At 59.0% G+C, this 17,516-nt stretch carries 17 protein-coding genes and 1 tRNA gene; 11 read left to right on the top strand and 7 right to left on the bottom strand.

Going from position 1 to position 17,516, the window contains the following annotated elements; translation table 11 throughout:
* Positions 1-225 precede the first annotated feature (225 nt).
* The gene (locus ACR0LZ_RS09710) at positions 226-2,025 is read right to left on the bottom strand and encodes an amidohydrolase (RefSeq protein ID WP_480749603.1); all 1,800 of its coding nucleotides are present in this window, start codon (positions 2,023-2,025) and stop codon (positions 226-228) included.
* Between the two features lie 239 nt (positions 2,026-2,264).
* On the opposite strand from ACR0LZ_RS09710, the gene parE reads away from it, so the two are divergent.
* The 6 genes from parE (at position 2,265) to ACR0LZ_RS09680 (ending at position 7,900) form a co-directional block, all read left to right on the top strand.
* A complete protein-coding gene (parE, locus tag ACR0LZ_RS09705; protein WP_480749602.1) occupies positions 2,265-4,223 on the top strand; it encodes a DNA topoisomerase IV subunit B in 1,959 nt (652 codons plus the stop codon).
* Positions 4,220-4,852, top strand: a complete 633-nt coding sequence (locus ACR0LZ_RS09700) for a HEPN domain-containing protein (RefSeq protein ID WP_480749601.1) — start codon at positions 4,220-4,222, stop codon at positions 4,850-4,852. The genes parE and ACR0LZ_RS09700 overlap by 4 nt, the downstream gene beginning before the upstream one ends.
* A 287-nt stretch (positions 4,853-5,139) precedes the next feature.
* Positions 5,140-5,613, top strand: coding sequence for a hypothetical protein (locus tag ACR0LZ_RS09695; RefSeq protein WP_480749600.1), 474 nt, complete (start codon positions 5,140-5,142; stop codon positions 5,611-5,613).
* Between the two features lie 324 nt (positions 5,614-5,937).
* Complete coding sequence (locus ACR0LZ_RS09690; RefSeq protein WP_480749599.1) at positions 5,938-6,240, top strand: hypothetical protein; 303 nt, start codon at positions 5,938-5,940, stop codon at positions 6,238-6,240.
* Positions 6,237-6,881: an alpha/beta hydrolase gene (locus ACR0LZ_RS09685; protein WP_480749598.1), complete on the top strand. Its 645-nt coding sequence runs from the start codon at positions 6,237-6,239 to the stop codon at positions 6,879-6,881. The genes ACR0LZ_RS09690 and ACR0LZ_RS09685 overlap by 4 nt, the downstream gene beginning before the upstream one ends.
* Positions 6,882-7,078: 197 nt before the next feature.
* Entirely contained in the window at positions 7,079-7,900 is an 822-nt protein-coding gene (locus ACR0LZ_RS09680; protein ID WP_480749597.1) for a hypothetical protein, read from the top strand.
* Here ACR0LZ_RS09680 and ACR0LZ_RS09675 read toward each other — a convergent pair.
* Positions 7,842-8,519 (bottom strand): TIGR04283 family arsenosugar biosynthesis glycosyltransferase, encoded by a 678-nt coding sequence (locus ACR0LZ_RS09675; protein ID WP_480749596.1) that lies wholly within the window; start codon positions 8,517-8,519, stop codon positions 7,842-7,844. The two genes, ACR0LZ_RS09680 and ACR0LZ_RS09675, sit on opposite strands and share 59 nt — an antisense overlap.
* 72 nt (positions 8,520-8,591) lie before the next feature.
* On the opposite strand from ACR0LZ_RS09675, the gene ygfZ reads away from it, so the two are divergent.
* Together ygfZ and ACR0LZ_RS09665 are read left to right on the top strand one after the other, a co-directional pair.
* Entirely contained in the window at positions 8,592-9,329 is a 738-nt protein-coding gene (gene ygfZ, locus ACR0LZ_RS09670) for a CAF17-like 4Fe-4S cluster assembly/insertion protein YgfZ (protein ID WP_480749595.1), read from the top strand.
* A 90-nt stretch (positions 9,330-9,419) separates the two neighbouring features.
* Positions 9,420-10,343 (top strand): ABC transporter transmembrane domain-containing protein, encoded by a 924-nt coding sequence (locus ACR0LZ_RS09665; RefSeq protein WP_480749594.1) that lies wholly within the window; start codon positions 9,420-9,422, stop codon positions 10,341-10,343.
* A gap of 62 nt (positions 10,344-10,405) precedes the next feature.
* Here the strand turns inward: ACR0LZ_RS09665 and efp are convergent, their stop codons facing one another.
* Entirely contained in the window at positions 10,406-10,969 is a 564-nt protein-coding gene (gene efp, locus ACR0LZ_RS09660) for an elongation factor P (protein WP_480749593.1), read from the bottom strand.
* A gap of 219 nt (positions 10,970-11,188) precedes the next feature.
* Here efp and ACR0LZ_RS09655 point away from each other — a divergent pair, with 219 nt between their 5' ends.
* Both ACR0LZ_RS09655 and ACR0LZ_RS09650 read left to right on the top strand, forming a co-directional pair.
* Positions 11,189-11,509, top strand: a complete 321-nt coding sequence (locus ACR0LZ_RS09655) for a DUF6280 family protein (protein ID WP_480749592.1) — start codon at positions 11,189-11,191, stop codon at positions 11,507-11,509.
* A 172-nt stretch (positions 11,510-11,681) separates the two neighbouring features.
* The gene (locus ACR0LZ_RS09650; protein WP_480749591.1) at positions 11,682-13,139 is read left to right on the top strand and encodes a cobyric acid synthase; all 1,458 of its coding nucleotides are present in this window, start codon (positions 11,682-11,684) and stop codon (positions 13,137-13,139) included.
* A 6-nt stretch (positions 13,140-13,145) separates the two neighbouring features.
* Here the strand turns inward: ACR0LZ_RS09650 and ACR0LZ_RS09645 are convergent, their stop codons facing one another.
* The 3 genes from ACR0LZ_RS09645 to ACR0LZ_RS09635 form a co-directional block, all read right to left on the bottom strand.
* Positions 13,146-14,027: a hypothetical protein gene (locus ACR0LZ_RS09645; RefSeq protein ID WP_480749590.1), complete on the bottom strand. Its 882-nt coding sequence runs from the start codon at positions 14,025-14,027 to the stop codon at positions 13,146-13,148.
* Positions 14,028-14,101: 74 nt separating this feature from the next.
* Positions 14,102-15,520 (bottom strand): TolC family outer membrane protein, encoded by a 1,419-nt coding sequence (locus ACR0LZ_RS09640; protein WP_480749589.1) that lies wholly within the window; start codon positions 15,518-15,520, stop codon positions 14,102-14,104.
* Positions 15,521-15,616: 96 nt separating this feature from the next.
* Positions 15,617-16,267, bottom strand: a complete 651-nt coding sequence (locus ACR0LZ_RS09635) for a protein-L-isoaspartate O-methyltransferase family protein (protein ID WP_480749588.1) — start codon at positions 16,265-16,267, stop codon at positions 15,617-15,619.
* 229 nt (positions 16,268-16,496) lie between these two features.
* Between ACR0LZ_RS09635 and ACR0LZ_RS09630 the strand changes: the two genes are divergently transcribed.
* Positions 16,497-16,570: transfer RNA gene (locus ACR0LZ_RS09630), tRNA-Cys, on the top strand.
* Between the two features lie 62 nt (positions 16,571-16,632).
* Here ACR0LZ_RS09630 and ACR0LZ_RS09625 read toward each other — a convergent pair.
* Positions 16,633-17,316: a tyrosine-type recombinase/integrase gene (locus ACR0LZ_RS09625; RefSeq protein ID WP_480749587.1), complete on the bottom strand. Its 684-nt coding sequence runs from the start codon at positions 17,314-17,316 to the stop codon at positions 16,633-16,635.
* Positions 17,317-17,516: the final 200 nt, after the last annotated feature.

The raw sequence follows: 17,516 nt of genomic DNA, 5'->3' as shown, positions 1-17,516 counted from the left end.
TTCCGCTCATTTCGCGAACGATACCCCGACCCCGATGGGCCGGACGCGGCGACGGCAACCGCACCATGTCCGCGACCGCATTGCTGCCGACCTTCCAACGCATGCAAACTCATCCGTTTCCGCCACCCTCAGCCGCTTCTTTCTGGTCTCCAATACCCCGGAGAGCGCGAGGGGCTGGCCCCTCGCCCGCCGCCGCATTTCATGACCCCGATCGCTCGAACACGCTCACAGGGCCCCAAACGCGCGCTGCATCGCTTCAAGAAAACCATGCGACGCATGCGGATCCCCGAACAGGGCTCCGCTGTTCAAATCCCCCTTCCTGACCCCGTCTTCGGCCTGATAGACAACCGTGTCCTCCTTGATGGTCGCCAGCACATCGATTTCCGCCAACGCCTCCGGTTCGACCGACAGGGGATTGTCCGACAGCAGGACGAAATCCGCCAGTTTGCCAATCTCGATCGAACCCTTGTCGTCTTCCTCGAAATGCTGCCAGGCGGGCCAGATCGTCATCGCCTTCAGCGCCGTCGGAACGTCGACGCGCTGGTGCGGCCCCAGAATGTCCCCCGACCGGGTCCGCCGCGTGACCGTGGCCGAAAGGATGCGCATGCTGTCGGGGAACGCCACCGGCGCATCATGGTGCGAGCCGAACATCATCCCCCGATCAACCACCCAGCCCGTGGGCGAGATATTGTCCGCATTGACCGGCCCGACCGTGTGATCCCGGTGCCAGTCCCCCCAATAGAACGTGTGCATGGGAAACAGCGACGGGAACACTCCAAGCGCCTTGATGGTGTCGACCTGATCTTCCCGCAGGAACTGGCCGTGAACAAGCACCGGGCGCGTTTCGATGGCGCCGAACTCCTCCTGCGCCGCCGCGATGGCGGCAAGAAGCATGTCAGACGCCCCTTCACCGTTTGAATGCGTCAAGATCTGGATGCCGTTCTCGTAAGCCCAGTGAACGGCGTCCAGGGTCTGCTCCATGGTTGCGGCGGCATAACCGGCATATCCCGGCGGATAGTCCCCGACCGGATCATGGTATGGCCTGTCGCGCAGCGCCGTGAACCCCTGTGGCGAACCGTCGATGGTCAGTTTGGCGCCCCCGACGCGAACGCCATCGACGTAAGTTTTCGACGCGTTGGCCGCGATATAATCCCGGTCCACCAGAACATCCGGATAGGCCACGACATCGATGGGAATTTCCCCCGCCGCCGCCACCAGCTTCAACGTTTCCACCACCTCCGGCGTCGAACGTCCTTCCTGCCCGGTCGTATAGCCAAAGCTCGCCCATAATTTCGTCCCGGCCCGGGCGAATTCCTGCATGCCTTCGGCACCAAGACCGCCGATCAAGGGCATGAGAACGCCAAAGAATGCGTTTTCCTCCAGCACGCCGTTGGGTTCGCCATTCTTGTCAAACCGGATCACGCCGCCGGGCGGCGGCGTTGCACCCACGCCTATTCCGGCCACCTCCAGCGCCTTCGAATTGGCAACGCCAAAATGACCCGACTGATGCACGATGATGATCGGATGCTCGGTTGATACTTCGTCCAGCTCGTATCGCGTGGGCGGGCGTTTTTCGACAAGCTGGCTTTCGTCATAACCGAACCCGACAATCAGGTTGACCCGGTCGACGATGTCCCGGTTCTCCGCCAGCCAATCGGACAGTGATTTCTGTATCGACGCGATATCCGCATTCGGCCCATCTGGCGGCGGCAACAGGTTGGCCGACAGCGCCTGCAGCCCCCCCATCACCGCATGCCCGTGACTGTCGACAAAGCCGGGCAGCATCGTGCGCCCCTCCAGGTCAAAGACAGCGGTCTGATCGCCCTGAAGCGCCAGAAGATCCGCCAGATCGCCGACGGCCAGAATGCGGCCGTCCTTTACCGCCACGGCCTCGGCCACCGGTTGCGCGTCGTTGATGGTCAGGATCGGCCCGCCAGTATAAATCGTGTCCGCACTCTGCTGCGCGATGCCCTTGCCCGCCGCACAAACCGCGATGCAGGCCGCTGCAATCAGTTGAAAATTCATTCCACCAATTCCCTTTCCGGTTTCGGCCACATGACTGCAGCCGGATGTCAAATCCTTGTATCACTTTGAAACTACTCTAGGGTGCGCAATTCATTTGGCAAATTCCGATTGCCAGCAGCCGGACCGGCACAGGTCGCACCGCGCAAATCGGGCCAATTGCCCACAACACCTCGCGCCCCTCTTCCAACCGACCACATCACCTGCCATAATGGGCCAAACCTGATAACAAGAGCAGCCCCATGCCCGAAGATCTGTTGAGCGCACCCGCCTCCACCACTTACGACGCCTCCTCCATCGAGGTGCTCGAAGGTCTGGAACCCGTCCGCAAACGCCCCGGCATGTATATCGGCGGCACCGACGAGCGCGCGCTGCATCACATGCTGGCCGAGATCCTCGACAACTCGATGGACGAGGCCGTGGCCGGCCACGCCAACCGGATCGAGGTCGAACTGCACGCCGATTTCGCGCTCACCGTGCGCGACAACGGCCGCGGCATCCCCATCGACCCGCACCCCAAGTTCCCCGGCAAATCCGCGCTCGAGGTGATCCTGTGCACCCTGCACGCGGGCGGCAAGTTCTCGGGCAAGGCCTACCAGACCTCGGGCGGCCTGCATGGCGTCGGCGCATCCGTGGTCAACGCGCTCTCCGATTCCATGGTCGTGCAGGTGGCCCGCGACAAGCAACTTTACGAACAGCGATTCTCGCGCGGCCTGCCGCTCGGCCCGGTGGAAAAGATCGGCGCCGCCCCCAACCGGCGCGGCACCACCGTCACCTTCCATGCCGACGAGGAAATCTTTGGCCACCACCGCTTCAAACCGGCCCGCCTGTTCAAGTCGATCCGCTCCAAGGCCTATCTCTTCTCGGGCGTCGAAATTCGCTGGAAATCCGCCATCGACGACGGCGAAACCCCGCTCGAAGCCACGTTCCACTTCCCCGGCGGCCTCAGCGATTACCTCAAGGAGACGATGAACGGCTCCTCCACCTATGCCGATCAGCCCTTTGCCGGCACCGTCGATTTCAACGAGAAATTCGGCACCCCCGGCAAGGTCGAATGGGCGATCAACTGGACGCCCTCGCGCGACGGCTTCATCCAGTCCTACTGCAACACCGTTCCCACCCCCGAGGGCGGCACCCACGAATCCGGCTTCTGGGCCGCGATCGTCAAGGGCATCAAGGCCTATGGCGAGCTGATCAACAACAAGAAAGCGGGCCAGATCACCCGCGATGACCTGACCACCGGCGGCTGCGCGCTGGTCTCGTGTTTCATCCGCGAACCCGAATTCGTCGGCCAGACCAAGGACCGCCTCGCCACGGTCGAGGCACAGCGGCTGGTCGAAAACTCGGTCCGCGACCATTTCGACAACTGGCTCGCCGCCGACACCAAATCCGCCGGCGCCATCCTCGACTTCCTGATCCTGCGCGCCGAGGAACGCCTGCGCCGCCGTCAGGAAAAGGAAACCGCCCGCAAGTCGGCCACCAAGAAACTGCGCCTGCCCGGCAAGCTGGTCGATTGCTCCGCCACCAGCCGCGACGGCACCGAGCTGTTCATCGTCGAGGGCGATTCGGCGGGCGGCTCGGCCAAGATGGCCCGCGACCGTAAAACCCAGGCCCTGCTGCCCCTGCGCGGCAAAATCCTCAACGTGCTGGGCGCGGCCTCCTCGAAACTGGGCACCAATGCCGAAATCAGCGACCTGACACAGGCGCTGGGCGTCGGGCTTGGCAGCAAGTTCAACATCGACGACCTGCGTTATGACAAGATCATCATCATGACCGACGCCGATGTCGACGGCGCGCATATCGCCTCGCTCCTGATGACCTTCTTCTTCACCCAGATGCGCCCGATGATCGACGCGGGCCACCTCTATCTCGCCTGCCCGCCGCTCTACCGCCTGACGCAAGGCGCCCACCGGGTCTATTGCCTGGACGAACCCGAACGCGACGCATGGCTGGAAAAAGGTCTGGGCGGCAGGGGCAAGATCGACGTCAGCCGCTTCAAGGGTCTGGGCGAGATGGACGCCAAGGACCTCAAAGAGACCACGATGGATCCGAAATCGCGCAAACTGATCCGGGTCACCATCGACGAGGACGAACCCGGCGAAACCGGCGACCTGGTCGAACGCCTGATGGGCAAAAAACCCGAACTGCGCTTCCAGTACATCCAGGAGAACGCCCGGTTTGTGGAGGAGTTGGATGTTTGAGCAAACCACTTTATCAATTTAGTCAAACAATATTGAGAGCAAACTCACTTGTAGATATATATGAGGAAAGAAAGTTTCAAATAGCATCGGGTACCGATAGCTCATTATTTGAAAAAGATCTCATTCGAGCAGCAGTTGTAACATCTGTTGCAGCAATGGATCACTTTTTCACATCTAAGTTCTCAGATATCCTTGTTGTTCATCTCAAATCTAGGAGACCGAGCGACGAATTAATTTCAATACTTGAAAAATCTGGACTTAATGCAAGAACTGCTCTTGAAGTTGTTGTAATGAAAAGACCATTTCGAAGAATTCGCACCATGGTTCAAAATCACTTGTCACGCTACACTTCACACAGAGTTGAAGCTATCGACAAACTATTTTCAAGCTTGGGACTGAAGGGGCTATGCGGCAAAGTCGAAAACGACCTCAACAGAAGAAACTTACTTAGAAACATTAACACATTGGTTTTACAAAGAAATGAAATTGTGCATACCGGCCACCTAAACAGCCACGGACAGTTAAAAAAAATCGACGAGGGTCGAGTGAAACGGTTAATGGAAGATGTAACGAAGTTTGTTATGGCGAGCGATAAATTGATTAACAACTTTGTGAACCCAAAGACGTAACGAGGCAACTGTAGGTTGGGTTTCCAACCCACCACTCCTCCCTCAACACCCAACCCGAACCGACAGACGGATGCACGCCACCACCTTTTACAAACCCGCCGCGACGATGGGTTAGAACCCCATCCCCCCACAACGTTGACAATCCCCAAAGCGCGGTCGGATACTGCATCACTATCGGCACACTTTTTCCGAAGACGTCACATTCCCGACGTCGTGATCAAATTCGGATGTCTCCACAACTCAGCAATTTTTTGGGTTGCGGATCAGAGCACTGCAAAGGGGGAAAAATGGCAACCGACCGCAGATTCGCGCCTGCTCCAATAATAGCATTGGTATTCGCCACTATGGCTTTGTTTCTCGCCTCAGCGGCAGAAAGTGAAGAATTCACCTCCATTTCCCATCCCCCAAGCGGCAAAGGCCTTGTTTACATATATAAACCAAAGACTTATGGAAAAAGCATATATGGAATTTATATTGACGGAGAATTGGTCACCAAGTTGCGACGAAACACGCATTACATCCACGTTGCCGACCCGGGGAAAACTCAAATTGTTGGTGTCAAAAAAGCAAGAATAGGAGAGCTGCTGCCGGTACTGCTGGGATTGGAGCCTGACATTAAAATTAGCGTAAACATACAACCCAATCAGATTTACTTTGTCGAGAATACCGGGGCTCTGAAAGTTCGCTTTGAACTTGTTCCAAGAGAACAAGCATTGCCGAGGTTACAGAAAACAAGAAGACTTCCGAAAATTGACGGCTAAGGGCGCTGCCAATTCGGAAACCGTGTCACCAGAGAAACCGAAGCAAGCTATAGGATGGATGCCCCATCCACTCAATCACCTCACGATCCGAAAATGGATGTAAACACCCCTCCTGCCCACGCGCCACAATCCAACTATTCTCACGCGTTGAAACCCGCCGCCGCGATCCGCCATTCCCCGTCCGGCTGACGGCGCAGCCTCCCGAAAACGTTATCCGACGAGATGGATTTTGACCCCAATCGCGCGTGACATCCCGCCCTGCAGGGATAATGACGGGTTGGCCCATCCGGGCATGATACATTTTCAACAACGACACTCAGGACAATGAAAAACAAACACATTTTGATCGGGCTGGCCCTTGCCGGTCTCGCAGCCTGCACTACCCCCGAAGAAATCGCCGCCGACTACCGGGCACGAGACTGTATATCGCTCGGGCAGGAACGCGCGGTTCTGCAATCCCAGCTGCGCGGCGCAGAAACGGATCTGGCGATCAGCACAACCGCCGCGATCCTGACCGGCGACGACGATATTCTTCTCGACAGCGATATCGACACCATAACGGTCGACGAGATCGAAGAGCGTCTGGATATCCTCCGACGGGTTCAGGCCGAGAAAGGCTGTGCATGATCAACCTGAGATACATCAAACCGGCGCTGGCCGCGGCCAGCCTGCTTCTTGCCGGTTGCGGATATCCGCAAACCGAATTCACCGCCCGCGACCATCAGCTTGTCATGACCGGGGTCATTGACGACACCACCGTTGACAGCCTGCGTCAGGCCCGCGCGGGCAGCCCGCAGGCAGATACCATATCGCTGCTTTTTGTTCCCGGGTCGGCCGATGACGAGAACTCGCTGAATCAGCTCACCAGCTACGTCCGGTCCGAGGGCTTCAAGACGGTGGTACCGGCGAATGGTCTGGTCGCCTCGGGCGGCACCGACATGGCGCTGATGGGCCGACACCGGGTGATCGAATCCGGCGCCTGTGTCGGGGTGCACTCCTGGGCTGCGGGTTTTTTTGGCCTGGCTGTTGACACCGGCGCGGACCTGCCACGCGACGCCCCCGAACATCAGCTCTATCTGAACTTCTATCGCAAGATCGGCATTCCTGAATCGTTCTACTGGTACACTCTGACAGTGGCGGGACCCGACAATGTCCACTGGATGTCGCCCGAAGAAATCAACCGATTCAGACTGAGCGATGTTCCCGTTCCTGCCAGCCCGGAAAGCCCGGTCCAACGGGCGGAACGGTGTTTCAACCGCCTGCCCTGACCAAGCGCCGAATGCCGGTGCCCGTCTGCTGGCACCCCCTCCGGGCCGGGCTTGGGTCCGCCCGGAGATCACCGAAATAACCTGTACATTTCGCACAACACCCCCCTGAAAACCTGTACAATTCGCTCAATTCGCGCCGCTCCTACATCTTCGTGAGGACCGTTGCGAAAACCCGCGCAGGTCGTAAACTCCGCCGCATGATGTTCATAACCGACAACCAGTTGCCCCTGCTGATCCTGTTCTTTCTGATCGGATCGGTCGGCACCGCGTTCTTCTTTCGCAAACCCGCCGGTCACAGGGCGTGGAAACTGGCCGATCTGGTCTGGGTCGTTTTGGGCGGCATCGGTGCCCTGGTTGCTGTTCTGGCCGGGCTTTATACCACCGACAGCTCGCGCCTGGACCGTCAGATCGACGTGGCCTTTGCCGCCACGCAAGCCTTTGACCGCGACGCCGCCCGGTTCCGGCTGCGCTTTTGCGATCCGGCCTATGATGTTGATATTGCTGCATTATGCGACAAGGTCGAGTTCCTCTCGGCCTCCACCGCCAGCAATGCCGAACTGCCCCTGTTCATCGAAGTCACCAACGAGGTCGCCCCCCTGCAGGGCCTGCATTTCCTCTTTGGCGGCAAGGCCAAGGATGAGATGGACGAGATGCACGACATGGTGGCGCAGGCCGATGCGTTCAACATCGACCAGTTTCTCGTCTTCACCACACTGGACGAACCGACCCAGACGGCGATTGACAATCTGCGCCGAAAAGTCCCTGCAATTGCAGGGGATTACACGATACTGGCGCAAAGTTATGATGACCTGATCGAACAGGTCGGCAAGCTGCGGGACGAATGGCAATACCTTCAGGACAACGCTCATATCCTGATCCTGCAGATCGTCGCGCTCTGCCTCGTCAGCTTCGCCGCACCATTTCGACTTGGCAAATCGCTGGTCGAACTGCGCCGCAGTCTCAGCGCCGATACTCCCGCGCCAGCCGTTCAGGATCCGCCCCCAGACAATAGCGCGTGAACGTCCACAGGTTGCGCGCGCCCCGCCGAAACCATCCGGCCCGCTGGTACTTTTCCGCACTGGTCGTCGCCCGCACCGGCAGCATTCTGACACGCGGCAAGGCCCGGATCATCGCCACATCCTCCATCAACGGCTGGTCGGGAAACCCGCCCGCCTTGGTGTAGTCCACGCGCGTCACCAGCAGGCCCTGATCACCATAGGGCAACCCGAAAACGCGGCTGCGCAGGTTGGCCCATCCGGCCACCCAATTCGGGCGTAACCCTTTGGCATGAAATGATAAAAAGAATGTCGCAGGCGCCCGCGACATGTGCATATGTGCGGCCACGGCCTCGCTCCACCCCGGTTCCAGAACCGTATCGGCATGCAGCACCAACAGCCGGTCCCCCTGCGCCATGTCACACCCGCGCCGCAACTGGCCACCGCGCGACGGCGGCCCGGTTACGATCACCGCTCCGGCTGCTTCGGCGATCTGCAGCGTGGCATCTTCCGAGCCTCCGTCGCTGACGATCAGTTCGCGGATCAACCCGGCCTGCAACCCTTCGAACAACGCCGCCAACGTATCCGGCAGGCTGGCCGCCGCGTTCAGGGTCGGGATCACGATGCTGATCGGGGCTGGCACGTCCGTCACCTCTGGTCATGGTCACGGGTTCTCCTATATCAACGGCCCAGACGATTGACGAGGACTTGCACCATGCCCACCCGCCGAATCCTGCGCCTCACCGGAAAAGATATCGAATCCTTTCTGCAGGGCCTGATCACCAATGATATCGCGCGGCTGAAGGATGGCCTGGTCTATGCCGCCCTGCTGACCCCTCAGGGCAAGTATCTGGCCGATTTCTTTCTGGCCCGCGACGGTGACGGCATCCTGCTGGACGTGGCCGAGGAACTAGCCGACGGCCTGATCAAACGGCTCAGCATGTACAAGCTGCGCGCCGATGTGACAATCGCCGACAGCGGCCTGCACCTGCAACGCGGCACAGGTACAAAACCCACCGGAGCCCTGACAGACCCCCGCCACCCGGACATGGGCTGGCGCGCCTATACAAACATGCCGGAAGGCGACGACGGCACCGATTGGAACTCGATCCGGGTAGCACATTGCATTCCCGAAACCGGCATCGAACTGACCCCTGACTGTTATATTCTAGAAGCGGGTTTCGAATTTCTGAACGGCGTGGATTTCAAAAAGGGCTGTTATGTCGGCCAAGAAGTCACTGCACGCATGAAGCACAAGACCGAATTGCGCAAAGGGTTGAAAATCGTCGAAATCGATGGTGACGCGCCGGTTGGGACTGACATCACCGCCGACGGGAAATCGGTCGGCACGTTGTTTACCCGCGCCGGCAGCAAGGCCATTGCCTACCTGCGCCTGAACCGGGCGCAGGGTGAAATGATTGCCGGCACCGCTCAAGTCCGCCTGCCCGCCTGAACACCGCGCCAGAACACATCGCAAAACTCGGTTTGAACTCCGCCTCCTCCCGCGCCAAACTCCGTTTACAAACCGGATAGGGGTGCACTCATGTTTCAACTCTACTCCGCCATCTGGCGCGTCAGTTCAGGCCGCCAGATCGTGTTGATTATCCTGTCCATCGCGATTGCCGCGCTGGCGGCGGTGCCGCTCGAATTTCAGCGCGACATTGTCAACCACCTGACCTCGGGCCAGATCGACAAGGAACAGCTTGTCCTGCTCGGCCTGGGGATGATGGGGGTCATCCTTGTGAGCCTTGTTCTGAAATGGTTGATGGGATTTCGATCCGGCATATTGGGCGAAGACATCATTCGCCTGATCCGACAAAGGCTGCTTGGGCGCGCGTCCGAAGTTGAAGAACAGGATCAACAGGTGCGCAAGGGCACTCTGGCCACCGCAATCTCGGCAGAGGCCGAAGAACTGGGCAAGTTTGCAGGGGGTGCGTTTTCAGACCCGGTCGTACAGGTCGGTACGCTGATCAGTGTGATCGGCTATATCTCGTCAACTCAACCCGGCTTGGGCCTGATCGCCCTGTCGATGATCCTTCCGCAGGTCGTGATCGTTCTGATTTCGCAGCGCAAGGTCAACAAATTTGTCGCCGAGCGTGTCCGCATCCTGCGGGCGGCGACCGATCAATTGACGGCGCGGGATATCGAGGATGCAGTTCAGGCGGTCACCGACCGTTTTGACGCGATTTTTGATACGCGCCGCCAGATGTTCCTGTGGAAGCTGTCGGCCAAATTCCTGCTCAGTACCATCAATGGTGCCGGAACGGTGGGGGTTCTGATGCTTGGCGGATGGCTGGTGCTGAATGGCAAGACCGACGTCGGCACGGTTGTTGCCGCAACAAGCGGTCTGACGCGTATTCAGGGCCCGACCGCATTCCTGATCGCCTTTTATCGTCAGGTCAGCGCCAACCGGATCAAGTATGAACTGATTCTGGAAATCTTCGAAGGTCAGGCCGTACGACGATAAAAAATGCCCGCCACATTCAGCTTTGGCGGGCATTCAAAAATCCCGGATCACATGACGTTACGTTATGCGCGCTCGGAATATTCCATGGTCTCGGTATTCACGACGATCATTTCGTCCTGCCCGACAAACGGCGGCACCATCACCTTGACGCCGTTGTCGAGGATCGCCGGCTTGAACGAATTCGCCGCCGTCTGTCCTTTGACCACCGGCTCGGTTTCCACGATCTTGCAGGTGACTTTCTGCGGCAGCGTGGCGTTCAGCGCTTCGCTTTCATAAAACTCGACGACGATGGTCATGCCGTCCTGCAGGAAAGGGCGGCGCTCGCCCAGTAGATCCGCAGGCAATTCGATCTGTTCATAGGTTTCGGCATCCATGAACACCAGCATCCCATCGCTTTCATACAGAAATTGCTGATCTTTCTGCTCCAGCCGGACCCGCTCGACCTTGTCCGCCGACCGGAAGCGCTCGTTCAGTTTCGAACCGTTGCGCAGGTTGCGCATCTCGACCTGGGCAAAGGCCCCGCCCTTGCCCGGCTTCACATGATCCACCTTGACCGCGGCCCAAAGTCCGCCGTTATGCTCCAGCACGTTGCCGGGGCGGATTTCGTTCCCATTGATCTTGGGCATTACATATTTCCTTCACACATGGTTGATGCGCCGTTCGGCGACCCTATATCTGGCGGGACCGGACCTGGCAAGACAACGACACCTAGTGCTGCAGTTGCAGCGAGCCATGCAGTTTACGCAACGCAACTATGCATATTAGGTGTATCCGAATCACGCTTCATCGGTCATAAGGAACGCCACGCCGAAAATTGCAAGAGCAAGAACAACAAGGAAGACGAGATGAGAGATTTCGTTGACGGCACCGCCTTTAACAACGAGCAGGGCAACCGTGCTCGGAAATTGTTTGCGGCTGTCGTACTGGCCGCACTGGATGATGCCATCGCCGACGACAAGAAATATGGCAATGGCCCGGAACAGATCGCCCGCTGGGCCCGTTCACGCGACGGGCGCGAAGTGCTGACCTGTGCCGGGATCGACCCGAACGAACGCGTTGTAAGCGGCCTGATGGAATTCGTAGGCCGCGGCATCCGCACATCGGTTGCGTTGTCGCGCGAGGAAAGCGAACGTCGCAACGCAGCTATGCAGGCCGAAGCGGCGTAAATCTGATTTCGCCCATTCAAAAGCGCGCCCGGTTGGCGGCGCGTTTTTTTTGTCGCCGCAGTTTCCTGCGCCATGTCCCGATATGTCGGTTTTGCCGCCATTTAAGTGCTGTCCGGGCCTTTTCCCCGGCCACAATTTCGGGTGATGTGCTGTCGCAAGAAGGAGGCACCGCATGGTTCGCGCCATCATGATTCAGGGCACCGGCAGCAATGTCGGAAAATCGATGCTCGTTGCTGGACTGGCCCGCGCATTTACCCGGCGCGGTCTCAGGGTGGCGCCGTTCAAGCCGCAGAACATGTCCAACAACGCCGCTGTCACTGCAAACGGTGGCGAGATCGGGCGCGCGCAAGCATTGCAAGCACGAGCAGCCAAACGCGCCACACATACGGATATGAATCCAATCCTGCTGAAACCCGAAACTGACACCGGGGCGCAAATCATCGTTCATGGCAGACGTGCCGGAACGATGAAGGCAGGTGATTACCGCAAAGATAAACCTAAACTTCTCGGCGCCGCATTGGAAAGCTTCGATCGGCTATGTTCCGACGCTGATCTCGTGCTGATCGAAGGCGCAGGCAGCCCTGCCGAAACCAACCTGCGCAAAGGCGACATCGCCAACATGGGGTTTGCCTGCGCCGCAGGCGTGCCCGTGGTGCTGGTCGGTGACATCCATCGCGGCGGCGTCATCGCACAGATCGTCGGCACCCAGGCAGTTCTGGCCCCCGAAGATCTGTCGATGATCCGGGGGTTTGCCATCAACCGTTTCAAGGGCGATGTGTCGCTCTTTGACGAGGGCCGCGACGACATCGCCAACCGCACCGGCTGGCCCTGTCTGGGGGTTGTTCCGTGGTTCAACGATGCCTGGAAACTGCCCGCCGAGGACATGATGGATATCCGCTCTCACACCGGTGGTACCTGCAAAATCGTGGTGCCACAGCTTGAACGGATGGCGAATTTCGACGATCTCGACCCGTTGTCGGCGGAACCGGATGTCAGCGTCGAAATCATTCCCGCCGGACGCCCCCTGCCCGGCGATGCCGATCTGGTGCTGCTGCCTGGCAGCAAGTCGACCATCGGGGATCTGGCCTATTTCCGGACGCAAGGCTGGGATATCGACCTTTATGCCCACGTGCGGCGCGGCGGTCACGTTCTGGGACTTTGCGGCGGATATCAGATGCTGGGCAAAAGCATCGACGACCCCGACGGCATCGAAGGGTTCAAAGGCCGGGTCGAGGGGCTGGGCCTGCTGGATGTCCACACCATGATGGTCGGAGACAAGCAAGTGACCTTGACCGAGGCAGTGGCCCTGCCACACCGCGAACCCGTCAACGGATACGAGATCCACATCGGGCGCACCCAAGGCCCCGACTGCGCCCGCGCATGGTTGGACATCAATGGCCGTCCCGAAGGCGCCACCAACCCCGACGGGCGCATACGCGGCAGCTATCTGCACGGCCTGTTTTCATCCGATCCGTTCCGCGCCAGCTTTCTGGCCGGTTTGGGCGTGCAGTCGCAAAACGGTTACGAAGACGGTGTCGAGGAAACGCTGGAAATGCTCGCCGACCATCTGGAGCGGCACATGGACCTTGATCAGTTGCTGAAGCTGGCCGAAGAACCCAAACGCAGTTAAAGAGTGCTATTCCAGATCCTGGGAATCCAGAGCCCGGTGTATTTCCCTGCGCACCAGCTTGCGCACGTTGCGGGTGATCCGCTCGCCCAGCGGACCCTGAAGCTCTTCGCGGACAATATCCACCACTAGCTGACGCAAGGCTTCTTCGTCGATCACGGCCTCTGCTACCTGCGCATAGTCCGCATCCAGCATGTCTTCGTCATCATAGTCATAGAAATCGTCATCCAGAGCGCCGTCGGCGACTTTGGCGGCAGGTCGATACTCCTCGTCAGTCACGGGCTCATTCTCCAGAACATAGGGGACGGGTCTGGCTGGCTCTGACGGTTCCTCGACACTGCCACTTTCGCTCAGAGACAGGCGATCGTCCTCGTCCCACTCCATCGTCCCGGTCCGGGTTCCGGCATAAGCGTCCGTGCCTTCTCCGTCAGGCTCCCACTGGTCGTCGGTCTGCGCAATTACGGCCTCCAGCGCCTCGATCTTGGCGCTGAGGCTGATCGCCGGTTCCACCCGTATCACCCCATCGTCAAAGCCTGGCTTCCCGATTGCTTTTTCCTCAGGAGTTGCCGCTACAGGCGAAGGTTCAGGCTGCGAACGGTTTTCAAACGATTGATGCGCCGAATTTCCGGAACCGGTGTCGTGCTGCCGGGTTGCCGCATGGTCGGCCGAATCCGCAACCTGCTGCGCTCGCCCCAACACCAGAGGTGCACGGGCGAGTTTCCTGCCTTCAGAGGTGTCGGCAATACGCAATGCTGGCGTCAGCAAAAGCCGTCCGGGCTTTCTGCGCGCCTTCTGCGCAGGCACGTTCTGGTCCCCGTCCTGCTCACGAACAAGACGGCGGATCGACGACAGAACGTCCTCAGCTTCGGCTTTTGTCACGGGATCCGACATTCTCTGACAACACTCCTACCCTATGGGTTGAGTTTAGCGAACTTGCGGTCGCGCCACAACGGATGCGCCCACGCCTATTTCCTTCCAAGCGCGTTCAGGACGCGATCCAGGTCCCGGCTCTGCTTGCTGATCTGCGCAGGAGCTTTCTTGACGAGGTTATAATATAGCGTTGGATCATAGATCTGAACAGCCAGCCCCAATTGCTCGGCAGTGAGCAGACCTTGGGCTTGCAACAACTGGTATGACGCCCCCGCCCTTTCAGTTCGCGCCGCGACTTGCGCCAATTGCGCATCCAGCAAATCCTGTTCAGCAGTCAGAACGTCCAGAGTTGTGCGCGCACCAAGTGTCGCCTCTTCGCGAATTCCGTCAAAAGCGACCTGTGCAGCGCGAACGCGTTCGTTCGATGCGGTAAGGCTGGCGCCCGCAGTCTGATACCGGGCATATGCGTCGCTGACATCCTGCGTGACGTCTTTCTGCACATTCAACAGGTTTGCACGCGATGCATCGCGCTGTGCCATGGCCCGGCGAACGTTGGCGGCAATCCGACCGCCCGCATAGATCCTTTGCCGGAACTGAAACCGAACAACGGCATCGCCGCTGTAATCATCGTCGCCGAAATTCTCGACGATGCCCGCGTCAGCCTCAAAATTGACGGTTGGCCCCAAACCTGCACGTTGCTGTTGCACCGCAAGATCCAACGCCCGCACCTGATGCTGCGCTGACAGAATGGCCGGGTGGTTCCGCGCCGCCAGATTGGTCGCACTGCTCAGTGAACTCGGGAGCCTGGCAAGCGGGGGCTGACCCGCCGTGCGCCCCGGCTCCTTGCCAACAACGTTAACATATTCGGCACGCGCAGTCGTCAACGCGCCTTCGGCGTCGGCAAGGTTTGCCCGCGCGTTCGCCAGGCGGGATTCGGAAAGCGCCACATCGGTCCGCGTGACTTCGCCGACTTCGAACCGGTCCTGGGACGCCCGCAATTCTTCACCCAGCAGCCGAACGTTGTTCTGCCGGATGGCAACCGTCTCTTCCCGGAGCAATACGTCAAGATATGCCCTGACAGCACTGAGCAGTACACCCTGTTCGATACCGACAAGGCTTTGCCGCGTGGCAAGAACCGTTTCCTGCGCGGATTGCTTGTTCAGAACCGAGGCCCCGCCATCATAGACCAGCTGCCGCAACTCCAATCCGGTGAAAAAATCATTCCGATCGTTGCTTGCCGACACACCGTTGGTCTGGTTCTGATTGGTGGTGCTCCTGATCCGCGCCGTCCAGTCGATGATTGGCCGCAGTGCGGAAAGCGCAATCGCCACATCTTCATCGGCGACGCGCAACAATGCGCGGTTCTGCTCCAGCAGACCGCTGGTGTTATATGCCCCGATCATCGCGTCAGTAAGGTTATCCGCGATACCCGCGCGCGGCGAAATTGCCGCAATCGAAACGCCCATCGTCAGAACAAGCGCTTTTGCAAGCTTGCGCCCTGTCGCTCTGTGCATTCTAGTGCCCCTTATTTGTAAATCAGCCTTGCCTCTGCGCCAGTTTGGGCGTGATTCCACGTGGTTGCAAGAAGGAGCTAAAATCAAATTTCGAGACTATAGCACAAATGCCCTTTCTTTCTCGAAACCAGCCAGCACCGGCGCGCTTGCATTGAAGGCATTTCGCCAGTTGACCCGGCCATTCACCTTGTGTCCAACGCGCACGGTCCCCAGATTGCCATCCATGAACACGCAGGCAATGCGCCCGTGGTCCTTCAGCTGATCCAACAGCGCTTCCGGGACGTCTTCGACACCGCCCTGAACCATGATCACGTCATACGGGCCGTGTTCGGCGGCACCCTCGACCAACGGACCCTGATGCACGACCGCATTGTCGGCCCCGGCTTCGACCAGCGCCGACTGCGCCTCTTCGGCCAGCCCGTCCTCTTCGACCGCAACGACCAGCTGCGCCATACGCGCGGCCACCGCCGTCGAATATCCCAGCCCCGGAGCAATATCGAGAACGGCTTCGTCTTTCGAAATATTCAGAAAATCCAACATCTTCGCCAGGGTGCGAGGCTCAAGCAGGTGTCGCCCGCCCCCCAGGTCGATCAGATCTCCGGCATAGGCCGCCTCGCGCTGTGCATCCGGCACGAACTTTTCCCGCTCGACCCTCAGCATCGCGTCGATGATGGGAAACTTGGTCACGTCGGAAGGCCGGACCTGAGTGTCGACCATGGTGCGGCGGCGGTCTGCGAAGTTGGTCATCTGATTGCTCGTAATTTCCTTTGGCTTACGGGCTTTTGCCACATCCCGCGGGTTGCGGCAATGTCCCTTTGGCCGCACGCGCCTCATTCCGGCGATTTGTCCCGCCCCGTGCATCCCAAAGAATTTTCAACGCAACCGCCACTTTCGCTTCTCGTCCCACTGGACGTCCTCGCTGAAAGCTGCTAGAACGCCGAGCACACCACTACAAGTGTTTGAAAACACTTACAAAGGCGAGTTGGCGGAGTGGTGACGCAGCGGATTGCAAATCCGTGTACACCGGTTCGATTCCGGTACTCGCCTCCATTTAAAAACAATCACTTACATCACTCCTTGCCGTGTTTGAGGCCCCGCGTTTACAGGGGCGTTTACATTTTTGTGTCTTGAGACAGTAATTTTGCTCGATTGAGCTTGCGCAAAACCGCATCGCTTTCGTCCGGGCTAACCTGCGCATAATGCTCGATTACCTGCGCCGCGTAGCGAACCGACCACCCCATCAGCACCGCGATCTGGCGCAAAGACAGATCGGCATTCAGCAATCTTGTCGCCGCCGTCCCGCGCGTGTCAGACAGAGTCTTCTCCCTGCCGTCGATCCACGGGGGGACCTGAGCTTCGCGCCGCCACTTTGTGATCTGGTTCGATGCCCAACGGGCCGTCAAAGGCCTGCCAAGCTCTGACACCAGCAACACATCTTGGCCTTCCGGCGTCTCTGCGATCAGTTTCTCAAGGGCTGAGGTGGCAGGGATATATGCGATCTGGCCGCGCTTACTGGTCCTGAAACGAAGGCGCTTGCCGTGCGGCGTGTCTTCGAATTGGTCCATCTGGACCTGAACCAGATCAGCTGCTCGCAAACCGGTTTCGCATCCTGCGGTCAGGATCCTTTGGACCCATTTAGGCGCGTGTTTGTTGAACTGGGCGATATCGCCGCTCGTCCAGATGATCTCTGTGCGGTTCGATTGGTAGAGCTTCTTGAGCTTGTGGCAGTGATGCTCTTTCAGCTTCCCCTCTTCCACCGCCCAATTGAGGACACGCGTCGCATGGGTGCCCGCCATATCGTGCTGTTTAGGCGAATGAAGCCACTTCTTGCGCCAATTGTTAACCTCGCCCCGCGAGGCGCGCTCTTCGAACATCGCGACAGGATTGAGCAGCCCTATCTGACGGGTCCAATGTTATTGTTAGTGCATGATCGGCCTGTGTTCCATCGGGATGATGGTCTCGGGCGCTGGTGGGTGATAGCCCAGTGCACTGTGTG

It is taken from the genome of Ruegeria sp. CI1 (genome assembly GCF_056536925.1).
The sequence above is the reverse complement of the archived record's forward strand: the minus strand, read 5'-3'. Positions and strand labels throughout refer to the sequence as shown.

Coding starts and splice junctions, on each gene's coding strand:
- ACR0LZ_RS09710 (WP_480749603.1), bottom strand. CDS start 2,025: ATGAATTTTCAACTGATTGCAGCGGCCTGCATCGCGGTTTGTGCGGCG.
- ACR0LZ_RS09665 (WP_480749594.1), top strand. CDS start 9,420: ATGTTTCAACTCTACTCCGCCATCTGGCGCGTCAGTTCAGGCCGCCAG.
- ACR0LZ_RS09625 (WP_480749587.1), bottom strand. CDS start 17,316: ATGGCGGGCACCCATGCGACGCGTGTCCTCAATTGGGCGGTGGAAGAG.
- ACR0LZ_RS09695 (WP_480749600.1), top strand. CDS start 5,140: ATGGCAACCGACCGCAGATTCGCGCCTGCTCCAATAATAGCATTGGTA.
- ACR0LZ_RS09685 (WP_480749598.1), top strand. CDS start 6,237: ATGATCAACCTGAGATACATCAAACCGGCGCTGGCCGCGGCCAGCCTG.
- ACR0LZ_RS09680 (WP_480749597.1), top strand. CDS start 7,079: ATGATGTTCATAACCGACAACCAGTTGCCCCTGCTGATCCTGTTCTTT.
- ygfZ (WP_480749595.1), top strand. CDS start 8,592: ATGCCCACCCGCCGAATCCTGCGCCTCACCGGAAAAGATATCGAATCC.
- ACR0LZ_RS09645 (WP_480749590.1), bottom strand. CDS start 14,027: ATGTCGGATCCCGTGACAAAAGCCGAAGCTGAGGACGTTCTGTCGTCG.
- ACR0LZ_RS09655 (WP_480749592.1), top strand. CDS start 11,189: ATGAGAGATTTCGTTGACGGCACCGCCTTTAACAACGAGCAGGGCAAC.
- ACR0LZ_RS09650 (WP_480749591.1), top strand. CDS start 11,682: ATGGTTCGCGCCATCATGATTCAGGGCACCGGCAGCAATGTCGGAAAA.
- efp (WP_480749593.1), bottom strand. CDS start 10,969: ATGCCCAAGATCAATGGGAACGAAATCCGCCCCGGCAACGTGCTGGAG.
- ACR0LZ_RS09690 (WP_480749599.1), top strand. CDS start 5,938: ATGAAAAACAAACACATTTTGATCGGGCTGGCCCTTGCCGGTCTCGCA.
- ACR0LZ_RS09635 (WP_480749588.1), bottom strand. CDS start 16,267: ATGACCAACTTCGCAGACCGCCGCCGCACCATGGTCGACACTCAGGTC.
- ACR0LZ_RS09640 (WP_480749589.1), bottom strand. CDS start 15,520: ATGCACAGAGCGACAGGGCGCAAGCTTGCAAAAGCGCTTGTTCTGACG.
- parE (WP_480749602.1), top strand. CDS start 2,265: ATGCCCGAAGATCTGTTGAGCGCACCCGCCTCCACCACTTACGACGCC.